Raw genomic sequence first — 19,978 nt, 5'->3', positions numbered from 1 at the left:
AAATACATCGCTCGCAAAATCAAATGACAGATCGATGCCGTGCGCGCTCTCTGCCGCATTCAAGCTCAGATCGAACTGCGCGGCATCGACATTCAGCGCCACGCTTTCGATCTCGAGTCCCGGCAGCGCCGCACGATGCGACGGATGCTGCCGCAGGTTGAACATCACGTCGAAGAGCGGCGTACGGCCGGGCTCGCGCACCGGCTGCAACGCCTCGACCAGCTTGGCGAACGGCAGGTCCTGATTGCACTGCCCTTCGGCAAGGCGCGCCGCCACCTGGTCGAGCAGCCCGGCGTAGGTATCGCTCGCGCGCACCGATGCGCGCATCACAATCGTGTTGACGAAGAAACCGATCAAACCGGTCGTGTCGGCGCCATGCCGGCCCGCTACCGGCACGCCTACGCGCACGTCGCGCGAGCCGGTATAGCGATGCAGCAGCACGTCGAAGTCGGCCAGTAACGCGGCGAACAACGTGGTGCCGCGCGTGCCCGCGAAATGTTTGAGCGCATTCGCCGTGGTAACCGGTACGCGGGCTGACACTGTACCGGCGCGCGCGCCGGTCGTTGTGTCGCGCGCGCCCTTGCGGCTGCGGTCGAACGGCAACGCCAGCGCTTCCACATCGACAGGCGCGAGCTGCGCGCGCCAGTAGTCGAGCTGCTCAGCCAGCGCCGCATCGCCGAACCATTCGCGCTGCCAGCGTGCATAATCGGTGTACTGGACGCGCAACGGCTCCAGTTCCGCACATTCTTCCAACGCGCGAGGCTCACGATCGACCGACGTCGTGGCGGCTTCGTAGAGCGACAGGAACTCGGCAAACAGCACGCCAATCGACCAGCCATCGGACACGATGTGATGCATCGAGATCAGCAGGCGCTGGTCGTCGCTGACCGTTCGCACCAGATCGACGCGCAGCAAGGGCCCGTGCTCGAGATCGAAAGGCCGCCATGCAAGCTGGTCCAGCATCGCTTGCATCGCCAAGTCGCTCTGATCCGCGAGTCGCTGCTCCGCCCAACCGAATACAGGCTCGCTATCCACGCGCTGACGCGGCTCGCCATCGATCTCCACGAACCGCGTGCGCAGCGAAGCGTGACGCGTGACCAGCGCGGCGAACGTAGCGCGCAATGCCGACACGTCGATCGCGCCTTTCAGGCGCAAAACGCCCGACATGTTGTACGCCGCACTTGCGGGATTCAGACGCCACAGAAACCACAAACGCTCCTGCGCCGGCGAGAGCGGCGCGTCGGCCGATGCACCTTCTTCATTCGACAGCGCCACCACCGGCAACTGCGCGACGTCGAAACCATGGGCTCGCAGTCGTTCGCGGAATGCGCGGCGGCGCTCGGGCGGCAAGCTCGCATAGCGGCGCGAGATGTCGAGAAGCTCGCCGGCATCATGGGCGGGAGCGGGCGCCGCGGAAGACGCCGCGCCGGAAGACACCGTTTCATCCACTGCCAAAGACTTGATCAACGCATTCATTCGAGTTCTTCCAACCACGACTTCAAGGTTTGTTTGCCAACCACACCGCTGTTTGCCGCCCTGTCCTGACGCTCAGACGAGGCGCTTGCGCCCGCCAGTTGCGAGGCCAGCGAGCGCACCGTCGGATGAGTCAGGACGAGCTTCGGCGAGAGCGACAGGCCCGCGCGGCGCGCTTTCGCGATCAGCTTCAGGCTCAGGATCGAATCACCGCCAGTTTCGAAGAAGTTGTCGAGCACGCAGATGTCGCCGCGCCCGAGCACGTCGTGCCAGATCGCCAGCAGTTGTGCTTCGACGGCATTCGACGGCGCTTCGACGGTCCGCTGCTGCGGTGCTTCATCCGTCAGCGCGTCGAGCGCCGCGCGGTCGAGCTTGCCGTTCTTCGTCAGCGGCAAGTGCGCGACCTTCACGATGCGCGCGGGTACCAGCGCATCGGGCAGCAAGGTCGCCAGGGTCTGCCGCAGCGTTGCACCATCCAGCGCGTCGCCGCATACGTAGCCGGTCAGGCGGAGTCGCGCGTTGTGCTCGCCGATGCCTTCGCTGCGTGCAAGCACCGCCGCATCGCGCACGCCAGGCAGGCTGCGCAGAACCGCTGCGATTTCACTGGGTTCAACGCGAAAGCCACGGATCTTCACCTGATCGTCGATACGTCCCAGCCATTCGACGCGCCCCGACGCCAGACGGCGCGCCCGGTCGCCGGTTCGGTACAGACGCTCGCCTGCCGTCATCGCATCCGGCACGAACCGCTCGGCCGTGCGGCCGGGCTGATTCAGGTAGCCGCGCGCCAGCCCCGCTCCACCGATGCACAACTCGCCTGCCACGCCATGCGGCACCGCGTGGCCGTCGTGATCGACAATGACGACACGCATCGCGTCGATCGGCTGATCGAGCGTCAGCGAGGCGGCTTGTGAAGCAGCTTGTGAAGCGGCCTCTGAAGCGGCTTGCGCATCGTTGGACGCGACGCCCGTAATGGCGCCGACGGTCGTCTCCGTCGGCCCGTAGTGATTCAGCAGCAGGCAGCCCGGCGCCAGTTCATGGATGCGGCTTGCCAACGAAACCGGTGTCGCTTCACCGCCAACGATCAAACACTGCCGCGGCAACACGCGCGCCGCATCACGTGCCTGCAGCAGCGACGCGAGGTGACTCGGCACAATCTTCAGCAGATCGATTTCGTGCTGCCCGACATAGGCGGCAAACCGGTCCGGATCGAAGGCACAGTCTTCGTCGAGCGGATGAAGCGTCCAGCCCGCCCATAGCGCACCGAATAGCACCGTGTGCCCGAGATCGGCGGCGGGCGTAGAGACGTAAGCCGCGCTTCTAACGGCAGCGGGAACGCGCGACACCAGCGAGCGCGTGTAGTTGAGCAATGCGCCGTGACTGACCGCGACGCCCTTCGGCCGTCCCGTCGAACCGGACGTGTAGATCACGTACGCGGTCTGACCGGGGTGAACCGCGTGGCCTGGCTCGACCCGATCGGCGAACCCGGCGCCGTCCGCGAAATAGCGTGACGGCGGCACTGTCGCAACCTGTGCCGGCATCCAGGACGGGCGTTCGTCGCACACACAAAGCGACGCACCACAATCCTCGATCTGCCAGGCAAGACGCTCCGCGGGATGCCCCGGATCTAGCGGCACATACGCGGCGCCGAGACGCCATGCCGCGAGAATGCCGGCCACGAGCGCCGGCCCGCGCGGCAGCAGGATCGCGATGTGTGGCTCCGCGATCTCGCGCAGGCCGGACGCTGACGCCTGTGCGTCCCGCGCGGCTGCGAGCCGTCGTGCGATCTGTCCGGACCACGCCCACAACGACGACCAGTTGATGCGCTCACCGTTGAACACCAGGGCGTCCGCCTCGCGCGTGCGATCGTTCGCCGCGCGCGCGGCGATGGTCTGCAGCAGCGTGGGCTGATGCGCGGAAGGTGAGAGCGTTCGAGGCGCCGCTACCGTCGCTGCGTCTCTCTGCTCCTGCCAGCCAAGCGCGCCGAGCCGGGTCGCGGGCGAGCCGGCCAGTTGCGCCAGTGCGGACTGGAACTGCTGCAGCAACGAGAACACCGCGTCGTCGCCGATCGCGTGACGGTCGTAGGCCAGCACCACGCGCGGCTGCGGACCCGGCGACACCACAAGGCTCAACGCAAAATGATTACGGCCGAAGGTCTCGGCGCCCTGCGTGTTCTGCGCGAGCGGCAACTCGAGATGCGCGGCCCCGCGAAGGCCATGCGGGTACTGCGTCATTTGCGGATCGATCGGATAGTTCTCGAACACAACGACCGTATCGAACAACGCCTGCTCGGCGCCGAGTTCACTCCCGGCCTGGATCGCGTCGAGCGGCAGCAGTTCGTGCTCGCGCACGCTGCCGCTGTGACGCTGCAGCGCGCGCAACCAGTCGGCCACGGTGCTCTGCGCACGAAGCTCGACACGCAGCGGCACGGTGTTGATAAACAGTCCGATCGACTGTTCGATGCCGTCGAGCGGCGCGCTGCGTCCTGCCGTCGTCATGCCGAACACCACGTCGCGCTTGCCGCTATGGCGAGACAGCAGCCATACCCACGCGCCCTGGATCAGCGTGTTCAGCGTGACACCGTGTGCGCGGGTGAAGTCGCGCAACGCTTGCGTCAGCGCGTCGTCGAGTTCGGCGTGCTGTTCGGCATATCGACTCGGGCTCGACGCATCGTTGGTGCGTTCAGCCAGCGATTGCGCACGGCTCGCGTAAGGCACGGGTGTACGTTCGTCGAAGCCCGCCAGCGCGTCGCGCCACCACCGCTTCGACGCATCGAACGACTGCTCTGCCAGCCAGTCGGCGTAGCGGCCGAATCCTGGCGACGTCGCCCCGTGCTGCTGCGGCAGCGCGGGTTTCGCATCGTCGGGCGCGGCAAGTCGAGCGTAATCTGCCGCGACTTCGTTGAACAAGGCGGCGAGACTCCAGCCGTCCATTTGAATATGATGGAATCGCCACCCAAGCAGATAGCGCTCGGCATCGATGCGGATCAATGCGATCTGCAGATCGGAGGCCTTCGCAAAGTCGAACCCTTTTGCGTGTTCGGTACGCCATTGCGCCACGAGCGTATCGCGGCGCGTCTGTCCATCCAGTCCGCGCCAGTCACGATGATCGACAAAGAGCGCGGCCGACTTGCGCACGGCCTGCACGGGCGCAGGCAAACCGTCCCAGTGAAAATCCGTACGCAACATGGGATGCCGCTCAACGGCGTTTTGCCATGCCCGCTCGAACAGATGGGGATCGCGGATACCGTCGAGCTCGAACACGTGCTGCACGTAGTACGGATCAGCCTCTGCATGCAGCGCATGAGAGAGCATGCCGCGCTGCATCGGCGAGAGCGGATGCAGGTTTTCTATCGCGTTGGGATCGGCGAAGCAGGCTTCGATGTGGGTCGCGTTCAATGCGGCCAGCGGGCTGCGCAATTCGAGCGCCGCCGCAGCCGACGATGCACCGTTCGCGGCATGCTCACGCCCATCGCGTTGCAGACAGGTAGCGAATCGTTGCGTCAGGGCGTCCAGTTCGGCGGCGTCGATATAGGCGGGATCGGCGTGCCAGTCGAATACCAGATCGCCATCGACGAGCATCGCGTCAAGCGTCAGTCGAATGGTTGTGGCGTTCGCCCGGCGCGCCTGGCCCGTCATGCCGACGGGCTCCGCCGTGACCGACCACAGCGGGCGCTGTGATGCCGTGCCGGAAGCCGACACGTCGCCGAGATAGTTGAACACCACTTCGGCACGCGGCAGCGCGCGTGCCGCGTTGCGCAGTGTCGCATCGGCGCTGTATTCGAGCATGCCCCAGCGCACGCCTTTGGCCGGCACCGCGGCAAGCGCCGCTGCGATATCCGGGGCGCGCGCGCTGCGTGCGATCCAGAGCGGGAAGCGGCTGGTGAACCAGCCTGCCGTCGTCGACAGATCGACCGACGCGCCTGCCGGAAGTTCGACCTGGCGGCCATGTCCTTCGATCTCGACAACGATACCTTCGCAGCGTGCATGTCCGTGTGCGTCGCTGCCGTTGCACAGTGCGTCGACCAGCGCGGCCAGCAGCACGTCGGACCGACGGCGCGCGTCGCGCCATGTCGGGCTGCCGATCTGCGCGGCGGCCATCCGTTGACGACGATGGTCCAGCTCGGCGCGCGCCGTGTCCGCTCCAACGGCTGTAAGCGCCGCGCTTTTTACGGCGAACCGGGCGGACGGCGTGGCGCTCTGCGTTAACTGGCGGCGCCAGACATCGAGTTCGTCGGCAAGAACCGCCGCAGCCGCCGGTTGCGGTGCGGCGCGCGACTGCATCAGCGCCCAGGCGCCGAACGATGTCGCCCGCGAGCGCGGTTCACCGTTTCGATAAAGATGGTCGAGATCGCGCAACAGAATGTGCCACGAGACCGCATCGACGGCGAGGTGATGAATCGCGATCAGCAGGCGGCCGCGGTCCTGCTCGCTACCCTGCTCGCCTCGCAGCAACGCTGCGCGCAGCAACGGCCCCTCCTGCAGCGAAAGACTGCCGTGCACCTGGTCGATCGTCTGCGAGGGATCGTCCGCGCCGCCATCGAGCAGCAGCCGTGCGCCGCGCGCACGCCACGCATCGGCGGGTTCGATGCGCTGCTGCCATTCGCCCGAAGGCGTCTGTGTGAAGCGCAACCGCAACGCGTCATGCCGAAGGACGAGCGCATGCAGCGCGGCTTCCAGGCGTGCCGGATCAAGCGTCTCGGACAGCCGCAGCATGGCCGCCTGGTTCCAGCGCGCCGGTGCATCCGGATAGTGCTCGAAGAACCACGCCTCGATCGGCGTCACCGGCACGAACGCGGTACGCGGTTCGTCGACCAGTGCAGCGCCGTGCAGCGTGGCGTCGGCGCTTTCGCTCGCCAGCAACCGCGCGAGACTGCGCACATCGGGCGCGGCGAAGACTTGCCGCGAGGTCATGGTCAGGCCGGCGTCTTTCGCGCGCGCCACAAGTTGCAGCGACAGGATCGAATCACCGCCCAGCGCAAAGAAGTCGTCGTCGAGGGCACAGTCAGGCCGATGCAACACCTCGCGATAGAGCGTCAGCAGTTGCGCTTCGCGCGCGCTCATACCGTCAACCATCGATGCGTCCGCAGGCGCCGCTTCGATCGGCTTCGGCAAGGCACGGCGATCGAGCTTGCCGTTGGCCGTCAGCGGCAGCGCGTCGAGAGCAATGAAAGCACTGGGAATCATCACGGGCGGCAACACATCGGCCAGCGCGCGTCGCAACGCCATGGCATCAAACGACGCAGCGTGCGCCGTGACCACGTAAGCGACCAGTTGCGCATCGGCTTCGGCATCGGCTTCCGCGTGGCCGGCTTGCCGATGGGCGACAACCCAGGCATCCGCAACGCCCGCGACCGCGCGCAGGACCGCCTCGACTTCGCCAGGCTCGACGCGCACGCCGCGAATCTTCAGTTGCTGGTCGGCACGTCCGAGGAAATCGAACGTCCCGTCGGCGCGTTGCCGGCATAGATCGCCGGTTCGATAGAGGCGCGCGCCCGGTGCGCCCGACGTGTCGGGCACGAAAGCGCCCGCGCTCACCGCCGGCCGGCCGATATAGCCGCGCGCGAGCGTCGGGCCGCCGATACACAGTTCGCCGACGCCGCCAACGGGCACCGCCTCGCCATGGCGATCCAGCAAGACCGCCTTGCGATGCGCAAGCGCGCGGCCAACCGGCACCACGCCGGAGGCCGTGTCGGCGGCGGTGGTGGTGTGCGCCAGCGCGACGACGGTCGCTTCGGTCGGCCCATAGGTGTTCACGAAACGCACGTGTCCGAGCGGCCCGCTCTGCCAGCGGCCCAGCAGATCCGCCGACACCGCTTCGCCGCCCACCGTGATCGTGCGCAGCATCGCGAGGCCGTCAGCGTGAGCCCGGCCGGCGAGCGATGCTGTCCATTCGCGCCAGTACGACGTCGGCAGATCGGCGAGCGTGACGCATTCGTCGCGCAGATGCGCTTCAAGCGCCTCAGGATCCCACGATGCATCGCCACGCATCGCCACAGCGGCGCCGACTGCGAGCGCCGGCCAAAGCTGTTCGATCGACGCATCGAAGCTCAGCGTCGAAAACTGCAGTACGACATCGTCGCGGCCGATTTCGTGCATCGCGATGAAGTCGTCGATATGGCTCGCCAGCGCACGGTGCGAGATCGCGACGCCCTTTGGCCGGCCCGTCGACCCCGACGTGAACACGACGTAGGCGAGTTGATCCGGATGCACATGACGGCTCGCCTCGGCATCAATCTTCAATAGCGAGGCGGTTGCCGCGTCGCTCACCAGAATCAGCGTGCGACCGGCGAGCGCGGCGGCGTGCCGTCGCGCATGGGCCTGATCGGTAATCACGATGCGCACGCGTGCATCGTCGAGCATGTGCGCGATGCGCTCGGCCGGATACGCAGCGTCGAGCGGTACGTAACACGCCCCGCTTTGCATCGTGCCGAGCATCGCAGCCACCAGCGTCGGCGTGCGGCTCAACAGGATGGCGACCGATTCGTCAGCGCGGGCACCAGCCGAGCGCAGCGTACGCGTGACTTGTCCGGCGCGCGCCGCCAGTTGCGCATAGCTGACCGATTCACCGCCACAACGCAGCGCGGTTGCGTGCGGCGTCTCGTGGACGTGACGCTCGATGCGCGCGGTCAGCGGCAGGAAGGTTGTCGCGCGTTCACGCTGTTCGTTCACCGACACGGCCGCACCGTCGATTTGCCACTGCGAGATCTTCATCGCCGGGTTCGCCGCGATCTGTCCGAGCAGCCCGATATAACGGTGCGCGAACGCATCGATCGTGGCCGCATCGAAGCGGCTCGCGAGATAGCTGAACGACAGCGACACGCCATCACGCGCCGCCGTCACGTCAAGCGACAATTCGAACGGTACGTCGCGCGCACGCAGATCGAGATCGCTCAAGGCGAGGCCCGCAAGTGCAGCGGCATCCTGCAGCACCGCTTCTTCGAGGTTGAACATGATTTCGAACAGCGGTCCGCGATCGCGCAACGCATCGTTGACACGCGAGAACGGCACATCGGCATGCCGACGCGCCGCGAGCAAGCTGTCCTGCACCGCGTCAACCAGCGACGCGAACGGCTGTGCACGTTCAACCTGCGCGCGCACCACCGTCGTATTGACGAAGTAGCCCACCACGTTCTCGAACGCCAGTTCACGGCGATTCGAAACGGGCACGCCGATGCGGATATCGGACTGGTTCGAATACCGTTCTATTGCAACCGCGAATGCGCTAAGCAGCACGGTAAAAAGCGTCGTGCCTTCGCCGTTCGCCAGCTCACGCAGCGCGACGCCCAATTGCGCCGGCAGATCAACGCGCAGACGGCCGCCCTGTGCATGGCCCTCCTGCGTCAATGCGTGCGGCGGACGATCAGCGGGCAAGCGCGCGGCGGGACTCACCTCAGGACCCGACTCGCCCAGCGCTTCGCGCCAGAAGTCGAGTTGCGCACGTTCGGCGTCCGATGCGGCGAATGCATGTTGCGCAGCGCAGTAGTCGGCATAGGTCGCCGTCAGCGTTTCAAGCTCGCCGGCTGAAACGTACAGGCGCATCAGGTCGCGCATGATCACCGCGCAGGAATGCGCATCCGCGACGATGTGGTGAAGCGAGAGCACGAGTGTCTGCGCGCCCTCTACGCCACACACGAGATGCGAGCGGAATAACGGGCCGCGTTCGAGATCGAACGGTGCGTCGATCAGCGCCTGGATGCGGCCGTCGGCGCCGTCACCGGCGAATGCTGCATCGATGATCTCAAGGTGTGCCGCGGGTGCGTCGAACGTGGCTTGCGGGTTCGCACCGTCTTGTCGCACGCGCATCCTGAGTTGCGGATGACGCTGCACCAGTGCCGACACCGCGTCGCTCAACTTCTCCACGTCGAGCGCGCCGTCGATCCGGAACGCGCCCGACACGTTGTATGCCGAACTCACGGGCGCTTCGCGCCACAGGTACCACAGCGCACGCTGGCCGGCGGACAGCGCTGATGCGTCGACGGCCGTCGCAGCGCTGATCGACGACGTGCTTTCGGCGGCGACGGCTTCATGCGCGGTCTGGTCCAGCCACGCGGCCTGCGACACGATCGAGCGCTGCGTGAAGACGAAATCGAGCGGCACGTCGCGTCCCAATGTGGCACGAATGCGTGCGAGCAGCGCGGTCGCCTTGATCGACTGGCCGCCGAGCGCAAAGAAGTCGGCATCGCAAGACACGGTGTCGTCGTCGAACACGGCTTGCCAGAGCGACAGCAACGCCGCTTCCGTCGGCGTCGAGGCCGCACGGCGCGCACCGCTGCGCGCAAGCGCTCCAGTCTCGTCGCGCGAGTAACGTGCGACGAGATCGAGCGTGTGCTCGCGCCACCCGTGCGCGCAGGCGCTGCGCCTTAGCTTGCCGCTCGACGTGCGCGGCAGCGTGCCGGGCTTCAGGATCGCGATGGCGGCGACGGGTTCGCGATGCGCATCGACGATGGCTGCTTCGATCTGCGCAAACAGCGCGGCTTCGTCGAGATCGCGCGCGGTAACGCGTGACACTTCCGCGGCAATGCCGATGCCCTCGCCGGCTTCGCCATCCTTGCCCTGCGCAACCGCGAACGCCGCGATACGACCGGGACGCAGCGCGGCAACGCGGGCGGCCAGCGTCGCCTCGATATCCTGCGGGTAGAGGTTCTGGCCGCGCACGATAATCAGATCTTTCACGCGACCGTTCACATACAGGCGTTCGTCCGACATGAAGCCTAGGTCGCCGGTGCGCAGCCAGCGCCCGCCACCGGCATCGCTGACGAACGTCTCGGCGCTCGCCTGCGGATTGTTCCAGTAGCCTTGCGCGACGCTGAGCCCGCTAAACCAGATTTCTCCGATGCGGCCTCTCTCGAGATCCACGCCAGTTTGCGGATCGACGATACGCACCGTATGATGCGCCTGCACACGTCCGCCTTCGACAAGACGCGTAGCCTCTGCAAGCGAACCGGCATCCGTTGCATCGGCCCGCGCGGCATGTCCCGCTGCAAGCGCGCTGCGCTCGGCGTCGAACAGCGCATAACCTTGCCCGGCATCGACGCCGCTCACCAGCAGCGTCGCTTCCGCGAGCCCGTAGCAGGGATAAAGCGTCGTCGCCGCGAAGTTCGCCGAGGCGCAAGTGTGCGCAAACGCGTCGAGCGTCGCGGCGCGAATCGGCTCCGCGCCGCAGAATGCGACACGCCACGACGACAGGTCCACGCCCTTCAACTGGTCGGCGCGTACACGCTCGGAGCACAGTTGGTACGCGAAATTCGGTCCACCGCTCACGGTTGCGCGATAACGCGACACGGCCTGCAGCCAGCGCGCCGGCCGCTCGAGAAAATGAGCGGGCGACATCAGCACGACCGGAAAGCCGACGAAGAGCGGCGCCAGCAGTCCGCCGATCAAACCCATGTCGTGATAGAGCGGCAGCCAGCTCACCATGATGTCGTCGGCGCTGAAAGCCATCGCCTCGCGTATGGCGATTTCATTGGCGCTCACGTTGCCGTGGCTCACCATCACGCCCTTCGGCGCAGCCGTCGAACCCGACGTGTACTGCAGGAAGGCGATATCGCCGGCGGCGGGCGGCTGTACCGCGAAGCCGCCGCTGGTGCCCTGCTGCACGGTGTCCACCAGCAGCGTCGTGCAACGCGCAGCCAACGAATCCGCGCTGTCCGCGAGATTCGACAGCAGCGCTTCGTGCGCGCGGTCGGTGAGCATGACGCGCGGCTCGCAGTCGTCGAACATCGCACGCACCCGTTGCAGATGCTGCGGATTGGACGACTCGGGCGGATACGCGGGCACCGCGATCACGCCGGCATACAGACAGCCGAGAAAGCCGGCGACGTAATCGAGACCGGTGGGCAGCAGCAGGATGGCGCGCTCGCCGCGCTGCGCGTCGCGCGACAGACGCTCGGCGCAGGCTAGCGCGCGGCGATGCAACTGGCCGTAGGTGAGCACCTGCTCGTCGCGCTCACCGTCCGCGAGAAAACGCACGGCGATGCGGTCCGGCTGGGTGGCTGCGTGACGCAGCATCATGCTGACGAGATCCTGCGCGGCCTCGGCAGGTGCGGCAGGTGCGGCGGGTGCAGTCGGTGCGGACAACGGTGCGGGTGCGGTACCGCCCGCGGCCTCGGCCAGCGCGCGCCTGTTGCGTTTGAGGAACGGGCAGCGATCACCGGCGGGCGTGTTCTCGTCGGTGAGGAAATACTGCTTCCATTCCAGATTGCCCGGGTCGCCGTAGAAACCCAGATCCGGATGCGCCGAGACGTCGTCCCAGGTTTCGAGCCGCTTGCGCACCTGATTGCGCGCCTCACGGCCGATCACCTTGTTCGTGATCGTATCGACGAACACGCTGCGCGGCTGGAACAGCAAGACCATGCCGGGGCCGAGATTGCGGCTATGACGCGTCTCGAACGACGGGCACGCGCAGACGACGAACATTTCCACGCCCGCGAACGAGAACTCCCAGTCTTCGTGCGAGGGTTCGGGCTGCGCGTCGGCATTCGGGTCGGGGTCGACGTTATGCAGCGTTTGCAGCGCGTTCCAGAACAGTTCGTGGTAGGTGTCGTGCGAAAGCGGCTCGGCATCCGGCTCGAAGAACACCGCGATGTTGTTCTTGCGGTACTCGGGGAGCGACGCCAACTCGGCGAAGGTCTGCATCGTCGCGGGCAGGTCCGAGATGTCCTTGCCGTTGACGAACGCGTAGAACATCTCGCCGCGCCGCTCGGCGATCGTGCCGAAGAAACACGGATAACCGGGGTCCATCACCTGCGTGCGCAGCGTTTCGTACGACGACTCCAGCCACGCGGGCAGCGTCACGCTTGCGCCCGTCTTCCGGCCTTCGATCACGCGGCTTTTCCAGTCGCTGGCGACAAAGCCCGCGTCGGTACCGCGCCCGGTGTTGTCAGCGGCCACTGATTTGTCTACTTGCATGTCCTTCCTCGTGTTCCGAAAACGCCGACGCGCCCGCGCGGCCCCGGCGGGGCCGCACAAGGTGTGCGTCAGGACGTGCCGATGCCGTTACGCAGACGAACGACTGCTATCCGCATGCGTACGGCGGGAATATTCGAGTGGGGACAATCGGCGCCTTTCTGTAGGACGCCTGAAATGCATGAACTGCGCTATTTACAGCTTTGTCACCACGGCGTTGCGACTGCCGCGTGGTGAACTGCGCGGTGGCTCAGCGCACAGGCGCTGAATCGAGTTCGGCCGTCAAAGCCTGAACCCAGTCGTCGGGAATGATGGGCTGGTGATACGTGCACTCGCCCGAGACGACGGTCGAACCGTGCAGACGCCCGTCGGGGATCAGCACCATGTCGCCGCGGTTCATTTTGAGCTGCATGCCGACGTTGCCCCAGAACAGCATCTCGCCTTCTTCGATCGTGACAAGGCGGTGATCGTTATGCACGTGCGTCGTTGAACACATTTCGTGCGGCTCGACGAAAGTCTCACGGTCGATGTTGGGACATTCGGCATCGATGCGCGTACTGATCTGCCGCGCAAACCCGCAATAGCGGTCGATCGCGGACAGCCAACGCAATTGTTCGCCGAGATCCCAGCGGCCGCGTTCGGCGAGCCTGTCGCCGGCGTCGATTCCCTGCACGGCCTGCGCGTAGGCCAGCGACCCGTGATGGTCGGCAACATGGACAAACGCGCGCTCGGCACGCGATACCAGTTCAGCCTTGAGCGCACCGGCATCGGCCGGACGTTTGCCGGCGGGCAGCAAATGCACGCAGGCGCGTTCGAGCGCGAGACCGAAGGCAAGCCATTCCGCCTGCGCGGCGAATGCTGCACCGGCAAACGCAAACGCGCGGGATGGACGACGGCCTAGTGCGCTCAGCAGATTGCATTTCGCGGTGCTGGTCGGCAAATAGAACTGCCAGTACGCATGCTGCTGGCCGGTCACGCCGCAGGCCGCTGCGACACGTTCAAGCAGTCCGTCTTCCGGAAACCCGCCAGGCAGAGCGGGTTGCGCATCGTGCGGCAGCGTGGCGAAGAAACCGCGTGCATTCGCTTGCGCAAGCGTGCGGCGCTGGGTCGGCGCGAGCGCCCAGCGCTGAACCATGATGAAGCGCAGGCCCTCTTCGAGGTAATCGTTGCGCATCAGCCGGTCGAACGCGGCGTTCCAGAACGACAGTTCAGCATCGACGATGCGACCCAACTGCTCGCCAACCGCCGCGACACCGCGCGACGGATCGGCGTCGGCGCTTAGGTACGAAAACGCGTAAGCCTCGAGAAACGGCGCAATCTGCTCGCCGAGCGTTCGAACGTCGTCGCGGTAGAAATCCGCGAAACGCTGCCAGTCTTCGGGCTCACGGCCTTGCGGCGCGCGCAGCACATCGAGCTCGTAGATCGACAGCAGCGTGCGGTTCGACGCCAGCGCCGGCAGACGGCTCACGTTATCGGCGCGCACCGGCTTCATGAATTTGAGGAACTCGAAATCTTCCGGCCGCAACGGCCGCCGATGAAAATCGTCCTTGAGCACGAGCTCCTCGACGCTCGCGCTGCGGAACGCGTGAGCCTGCGCGAACTGCTTGATCAGCGAGACATAGTGCACGCTCTGGCCGGCGAAAGGGGTGAAGTCAAACAGGGGTGGCAAGGCTTGCGTCATGATCGGAAAATCCTGTCAGTTGCTGGAACCGGGTTTGAATAAAACGGCAACGGCAATGGGCAAACGTTGGCGTTTGCAAGATAAAGCGTGTACGACCGTCATGCGGCCATCGCGACCAGCACGCGACGTTTGCCTTCAAACGGCGCGCGTCCGTGCGACATCAGGACGTTGTCGAGAATCAGCAGATCGGCGGCATGCCAGTCGAACGACAAGGTCGTGTCGCGATAGACAGCGCGAATCTCGTCGAGCATGAGTGGGTCGATCGGCGTACCGTCGCCGAAATAGGTGTTGCGCGGCAGCGAGGCTTCATCCACGAGTTCGAGCAGCGCTTCGCGCGTGTCTTCGGGCAGATTCGTCACGTGAAAAAGATGCGCCTGATTGAACCAGACGGTGTCGCCCGTGGCGGGATGACGCCACTCCGCCTGACAGATCTGGCGCGTGCGCAGCGCTTCGCCCTCGTCGAGCCATTCGAAGCCGATCTGGCGCGCGCGGCAGAAACGTTCGACGGCGGCGTGATCGTCGGTGCCGAATACCTGCTGCCAGGGCACATCGAGACCATTGCCGTAGTTGCGCACGTACATGATTTTCTGGTCGTCGAAGCGTCGTCGCAGCGATGCATCGAGCCGCCGGTACACTTCGCGGCTATCCGCAATGGGCGTCTGGCCATTACGCGCGGCAGGCGTCTCACAGTAGAACAGAATGCGCGCCGGCCACTGTGTGGTGTACGACTGTTCGTTATGCTGATCGATCCACTGACTCGCCGGATACTCGGTCGACGAGAACACGCCCTTGTCGACATGGGTGCGCGGCGATGAGCCGAATTCGTAGGCCTGCAGTGGCTCGCCGAGCAACGCCGCGACTCGCTGCAGACCGTCCACCCCCAGCGCATCGAAGCCTCGCAGCAACACGCCGCCGGTGTCCAGCAGCGTATGCGTTAGCGTCGGGATCAGCGCGTCGATCGACTCGCCTTCCTGCGCGTGAATCACACGCAGGCGTGACCCGTTCTGCTCGATCAGCTCGCCGCTTGCATGCGGCACATCACGATTCATCAAAGCGTCCATGGCTCACCTTCGACGGGTGCGCGCAATCGCGTGCGTGCGGCGGAAAGCTCGCCGATCACGGCGTCGATCACCGCACGGGAAGATTGCTCAATATAGAAATGGCCGCCCGGAAACATCCGGCGACTGAAGGCCCCACGCGTGACTGCAGCCCATGCGTCGAGTGCATCCGGTTTTTGCGAAACCAGATCGTCGATGCCGCCGAAGGCGGTCACGCTGCAATCGAGCGGCACGCGATGCGGGTCGGCGGCATAGGTGCCGCAGAGGTCGAAATCAGTACGCAACGTGGGCAGCGCGAATTCGATGAAATCGCGGTCTTCGAGCAGTTCGGCGGGCGTGCCGCCCAGCCGGCGCAACTCGTCGACCATCGCGTCGGCGCCACAATCGCGCCAACGCGTATCGATTTCGCGCTGCGACGGCGCCGTGCAGGCCGACGCGCCGAGCCATACCGGCGAACGCCCCACCCTCTCGCGCAGCCGATGCGCCAGCTCGTAGCCGGCCAGCGCGCCCATGCTGTGACCGAAGATCGCGATATCGGCGGATGCGGCCGGGCGCGGCAACGCCCCGACGAGCGCATCGACGAGCGCCGGCCACGACTGGGCTGCGGGTGTCGAACGTCGATTGCCGTGCCCGGGCGGATCGATCTGGCATAGCGTGATCCAAGACGGCATCTGCGCCGGCCAGTTGCGGTACATGGCGCAACTGCCGCCGGCATAAGGCAGACAGACCAGCGTGATCGGTGTGGACATGGCGCGCGAATGCCTGTCGCGTCAGGGCTGGGTTGTTGCTGCGCCAGCGACATCGGCGTCCATGGCCTTGCGCAGGCTCAGCGGACGCATGTCGGTCCACACCTGATCGATCCAGGCGAGGCACTCCTCCTTCTTCCCCTCTTTGCCGGCCAGCCGCCAGCCCGCGGGCACGTCCTTGTAATCCGGCCAGATCGAATACTGTTCTTCGTGATTGATTACAACGTTGAAGGTGGTGTCCTCATCGCCCCAGCTCATCTCGCCCTCCTTTTGCAAATGCGAATCATTATTATTCAATATTTTTGATATGAGGTGCAAATGAATTTTTGATGTCCTTACGGTCGGTAGGAGAATGGAACGAGGGAAATTGAGGGGTACAGAACGCCGGGATATGAAATACGCATCAAACGATTGGTTGATGTGGTGTCGAGGTGCTTTGGAATCCTTAGTGTAAAAGACATGTGAGGTATGACCGGGTGCGCTTGAAGCTGAAGCGGCTTTCCATCGCATCGACTTGCAGAATCAGGGACGGCCACTCGCGGAAGAGCGAAAGGGCTAAATGACGGGCCGAAAAAACAAAACCCCGCAGAGCCTAGACTCTGCGGGGTTCTCTCTACCACTTCTGGCGGAGACGGAGGGATTCGAACCCTCGATCCAGGTTTTGGCCCAGATGCTCCCTTAGCAGGGGAGTGCCTTCGACCTCTCGGCCACGTCTCCCAAACTTTCGGTTGCGCAGGGAGTCAGCGCAACGAAGCCAAGATAATAGCGGGCCGAACCGCGAAGGTCAATGTCTACCGGACATTTTTTGTGCCAGTTTTGTCATCAACGACGCAATTTATTCCCACTAGCCGCGCATACGGCACAAGCGGCACACACGGCACACACGGCACAAGCGGCACACACGGCACAAGCGGCCACGCATTCAGAAATGAGGCGCTCTTGTACGCCCCACCCTGCCCAGCAATTACGCCTGATCCAGTTCGAACGCCTTATGCAGCGCGCGCACGGCGAGCTCCATGTACTTCTCGTCGATCAGCACCGAAATCTTGATTTCGGAGGTCGAGATCATCTGGATGTTGATGCCCTCTTCCGACAGCGTGCGGAACATCGTGCTCGCGATACCCACATGCGAACGCATGCCAACGCCGACCACCGACACCTTCGACACCTTCGGGTCGCCCAGCACCTGCTCAGCCTGCACGTGACCCTTCACCTGGCTCGTGAGGATGTCCATGGCGCGCTGATAGTCGCCGCGGCCGACCGTGAACGTGAAGGCCGTCTTGCCCTCGACGCTCTGGTTCTGGATGATCATGTCGACGTCGATATTCGCGTCCGCCACCGGGCCGAGAATCTGATACGCGATGCCCGGCTTGTCGGGCACACCCATCACGGCGATACGAGCTTCGTCGCGCTGGAACGCGATGCCCGAGATGACTGCTTTTTCCATGGTCTCGTCTTCTTCAAAAGTAATCAGGGTGCCCGACTTCATTTCAGTCTCGAGCGGGATGAGCGGATCGGTCAGGCTCGACAGCACGCGCGTCTTCACCTGATATTTGCCGGCGAATTCCACCGAGCGGATCTGCAGCACCTTGGAACCCAGGCTTGCCATTTCCAGCATTTCTTCGAACGTCACGCGATCGAGGCGGCGCGCTTCTTCCACCACGCGCGGGTCGGTCGTGTAGACGCCGTCGACGTCCGTGTAAATCAGGCACTCGTCGGCTTTCAATGCGGCAGCGACAGCGACAGCGGACGTATCCGAACCGCCACGGCCGAGCGTGGTGATGTGGCCTTCAGGGTCGATACCCTGGAAGCCGGTAATCACCACCACTTTGCCTGCGTCGAGATCGCGCAGCACGCGCTCGCCGTCGATTTCGCTGATGCGTGCTTTCGTGAACGCGCTATCCGTTTTGACCGGCACTTGCCAGCCGGCATAGCTGACCGCGTCGACGCCGGCTTCCTGCAGCGCGATGGCCAGCAGTCCCGAGCTGACCTGCTCGCCCGTGGCGGCGATCATGTCGAGTTCGCGCGGGCTCGGCTGAGCCGTGATTTCTTTCGCGAGACCGAGCAAGCGGTTGGTTTCGCCGGACATTGCCGACGGCACGACGACCATCTTGTGGCCGGCCTTGTGCCATTTCGCGACGCGCTTGGCGACGTTCTTGATGCGCTCGACCGAGCCCATCGAGGTGCCGCCGTATTTATGTACGATGAGTGCCATTGTCGTTCTGAACTGGAGGATAAACCGCGCTGGCGCGCTGGAGACGACCGCACAAAAGCACAGGGGCGCAACGTCTTGTGAACGGCGGCAAAGTGTGTGGCGGCGTAGATGCAGCGCGCGTGCAGCACGCGCGGATTTGCCCGGGAATGATCGCTAGTGGCTTACTTGCCGGAGACGACGGATCACGCTCACAAACCGGCAACGGCGACGACAGCGATGGCGAAATCGGGTCGGGCAAACAAGTTAAATTACCCGATCGGGCGCAAAAAGACAAGCCAAAATGCCCGTTGAATGGTCCGCATTACGGGCCGAAAAGGCTTATCCGGTGCGGTTTTGCGCCCTATTTCCGGGTTTCACGGGATAGATAACACGCCCGTCTGACCGGTCGGTCAGGCGATCAGCAGATCGTCGCGCCAGATGATCCTGATCCGCGGTTCGGCCGCATCCACTTGCCTGGGCATCGCCGCGCGGTTCACGCCGAGCAAGGGCACGAACAGCAGGTCGTCGCCCACGTAGAGCAGTGGCACGTCGCGTTTCCATGCGGGAATACCGCGCTCCTGGAACAGATTTTTCAGCGTGCGGCTCGGGCTGCCTGGTGCGGCGCTGGTGCGCATCCGTTCACCGCCGCTGCGTGACCGCGCGCTCAACAATGCCCGGCGTAGAACGCTGAGGGGAATCGTATCGGGATCGTTCGGCGCTGCATCGGCACTACCGGAGGTATCGCCATTGGCCTCGGAATCGGCGCCGGCCTCTCCGTCCCGATCCGCTTCCGGATCCGCTTCGACAGGGGCAAACACAAAGGTGCCCCGCCATTGCGACAAACGCCAGATCGCTTCACCCTGCCATGCGAGTTCGCAGACTGCGCGCTCGGTGAGCGCGGTTTCGTCGGCGGGTTCGCTGCTATCGCCCGCTTCCCAGTACACGAGGCCGCGATAACTGCGCAGCGCCTGCCCTGCATGATCGATACGCAGACTATGGCCCTCGCCTGCTGCGCCGACTTCGCGCAACTGGCGCAAAGCGTCGACAAGACGCGCGGTCGATGCAGCAACGAGACCCCGCATGCGCATCCAGTAGCGCAGCAGATTGAGCGCACGATCGTCGTCGAGGCTGAGCAGCGCATCATGCGCTAGCGCACGGCCTTCATCTCGCCCTGCTCCATCCAGATCGATGCGCGCGAGATCGTCGAGTAGACGCTGCGCCGATGCCGCATGCGCCGCTGTGCGCGCGAGTGCATCACGAAAACCAGGAAAGTGGACGGCCAGCGCCGGTGTCACCTCGTGGCGCAATGCGTTGCGCGCGTAACGTAGGTCCGCGTTCGAGTCGTCGTCGATCCAGCGCAGATTGCGGGCGCTCGCATACTGTTCGAGTTGCGCACGCAGGAGGCCAAGCAAAGGTCTCACGCGCACCGCTGAGGCACCCGCCGGCAAATACTCGGGCGCCATCGCGGCAAGACCTGCAAGGCCCGCGCCGCGCAACAGTTGCAACAGCACCGTCTCTGCCTGGTCGTCGGCGTGTTGAGCGAGCCATAGCGTGTGAATGCCGCGTGCCGCGCACATTGCGTCCAGCGCGCGATAACGCGCATCGCGTGCCGCGGCCTCCACGCTCATGCCTACGTCACGCGGCACCTCGACACGCTGCGCCGCGAACTCAACGCCACGTGCCCGCGCAAATACGTCGCAGTGCGCAAGCCATTCGTCTGCGTGCGTGCTCAGACCGTGATGCACATGCAGCGCAACACAACGCGACGCACCCGCCACACGCACCGCCGCATCGAGCAGCACACTCGAATCGACACCTCCGCTGAACGCAATCGCAATGTGTGCGCTCGCGGGGAGCACGGACAGCGCCACGCCGACCCCCGCGGGGACCCGGGGGGGGGGGGGGGGATAGGGGGGGGGGGT

The 19,978-nt window shown here is 65.0% G+C and carries 8 protein-coding genes and 1 tRNA gene; all 9 read right to left on the bottom strand.

Annotation, left to right across the window (positions count from 1 at the left end; genetic code table 11):
- On the bottom strand, window positions 1–1,476 hold a 1,476-nt coding region (locus tag PQQ96_RS38370), incomplete at its 3' end, for a condensation domain-containing protein (RefSeq protein ID WP_408302096.1).
- A complete protein-coding gene (locus PQQ96_RS38365) occupies window positions 1,473–12,380 on the bottom strand; it encodes a non-ribosomal peptide synthetase (RefSeq protein WP_408302094.1) in 10,908 nt (3,635 codons plus the stop codon). The genes PQQ96_RS38370 and PQQ96_RS38365, both read right to left, overlap by 4 nt.
- A 247-nt stretch (window positions 12,381–12,627) precedes the next feature.
- Window positions 12,628–14,058, bottom strand: a complete 1,431-nt coding sequence (locus tag PQQ96_RS38360) for a cupin domain-containing protein (protein ID WP_408302092.1) — start codon at window positions 14,056–14,058, stop codon at window positions 12,628–12,630.
- A gap of 98 nt (window positions 14,059–14,156) precedes the next feature.
- Window positions 14,157–15,107, bottom strand: coding sequence for a TauD/TfdA family dioxygenase (locus tag PQQ96_RS38355; protein ID WP_408302090.1), 951 nt, complete (start codon window positions 15,105–15,107; stop codon window positions 14,157–14,159).
- Window positions 15,107–15,865 carry a thioesterase II family protein gene (locus PQQ96_RS38350; RefSeq protein ID WP_408302088.1) on the bottom strand — a complete coding sequence of 253 codons (759 nt, stop codon included), beginning with the start codon at window positions 15,863–15,865 and terminating at the stop codon, window positions 15,107–15,109. The genes PQQ96_RS38355 and PQQ96_RS38350 overlap by 1 nt, the downstream gene beginning before the upstream one ends.
- Before the next feature lie 21 nt (window positions 15,866–15,886).
- Window positions 15,887–16,120: an MbtH family protein gene (locus PQQ96_RS38345; RefSeq protein WP_408302086.1), complete on the bottom strand. Its 234-nt coding sequence runs from the start codon at window positions 16,118–16,120 to the stop codon at window positions 15,887–15,889.
- A 365-nt stretch (window positions 16,121–16,485) separates the two neighbouring features.
- A tRNA-Ser gene (locus tag PQQ96_RS38340) sits at window positions 16,486–16,579 on the bottom strand.
- 247 nt (window positions 16,580–16,826) lie between these two features.
- Window positions 16,827–18,077 carry an aspartate kinase gene (locus PQQ96_RS38335; protein ID WP_408302084.1) on the bottom strand — a complete coding sequence of 417 codons (1,251 nt, stop codon included), beginning with the start codon at window positions 18,075–18,077 and terminating at the stop codon, window positions 16,827–16,829.
- 389 nt (window positions 18,078–18,466) lie between these two features.
- Entirely contained in the window at window positions 18,467–19,927 is a 1,461-nt protein-coding gene (tilS, locus tag PQQ96_RS38330; protein ID WP_408302098.1) for a tRNA lysidine(34) synthetase TilS, read from the bottom strand.
- Window positions 19,928–19,978: the final 51 nt, after the last annotated feature.

Origin of the sequence: Paraburkholderia sediminicola, assembly GCF_046027825.1 — a bacterium.
In the GTDB taxonomy this organism is placed as follows: domain Bacteria; phylum Pseudomonadota; class Gammaproteobacteria; order Burkholderiales; family Burkholderiaceae; genus Paraburkholderia; species Paraburkholderia sediminicola_D.
Note: the sequence above shows the minus strand (reverse complement) of the source record. Positions and strands in the feature narration are given on the sequence as shown.

Coding starts and splice junctions, on each gene's coding strand:
- PQQ96_RS38365 (WP_408302094.1), bottom strand. CDS start 12,380: ATGCAAGTAGACAAATCAGTGGCCGCTGACAACACCGGGCGCGGTACC.
- PQQ96_RS38360 (WP_408302092.1), bottom strand. CDS start 14,058: ATGACGCAAGCCTTGCCACCCCTGTTTGACTTCACCCCTTTCGCCGGC.
- PQQ96_RS38355 (WP_408302090.1), bottom strand. CDS start 15,107: ATGAATCGTGATGTGCCGCATGCAAGCGGCGAGCTGATCGAGCAGAAC.
- PQQ96_RS38350 (WP_408302088.1), bottom strand. CDS start 15,865: ATGTCCACACCGATCACGCTGGTCTGTCTGCCTTATGCCGGCGGCAGT.
- PQQ96_RS38345 (WP_408302086.1), bottom strand. CDS start 16,120: ATGAGCTGGGGCGATGAGGACACCACCTTCAACGTTGTAATCAATCAC.
- PQQ96_RS38335 (WP_408302084.1), bottom strand. CDS start 18,077: ATGGCACTCATCGTACATAAATACGGCGGCACCTCGATGGGCTCGGTC.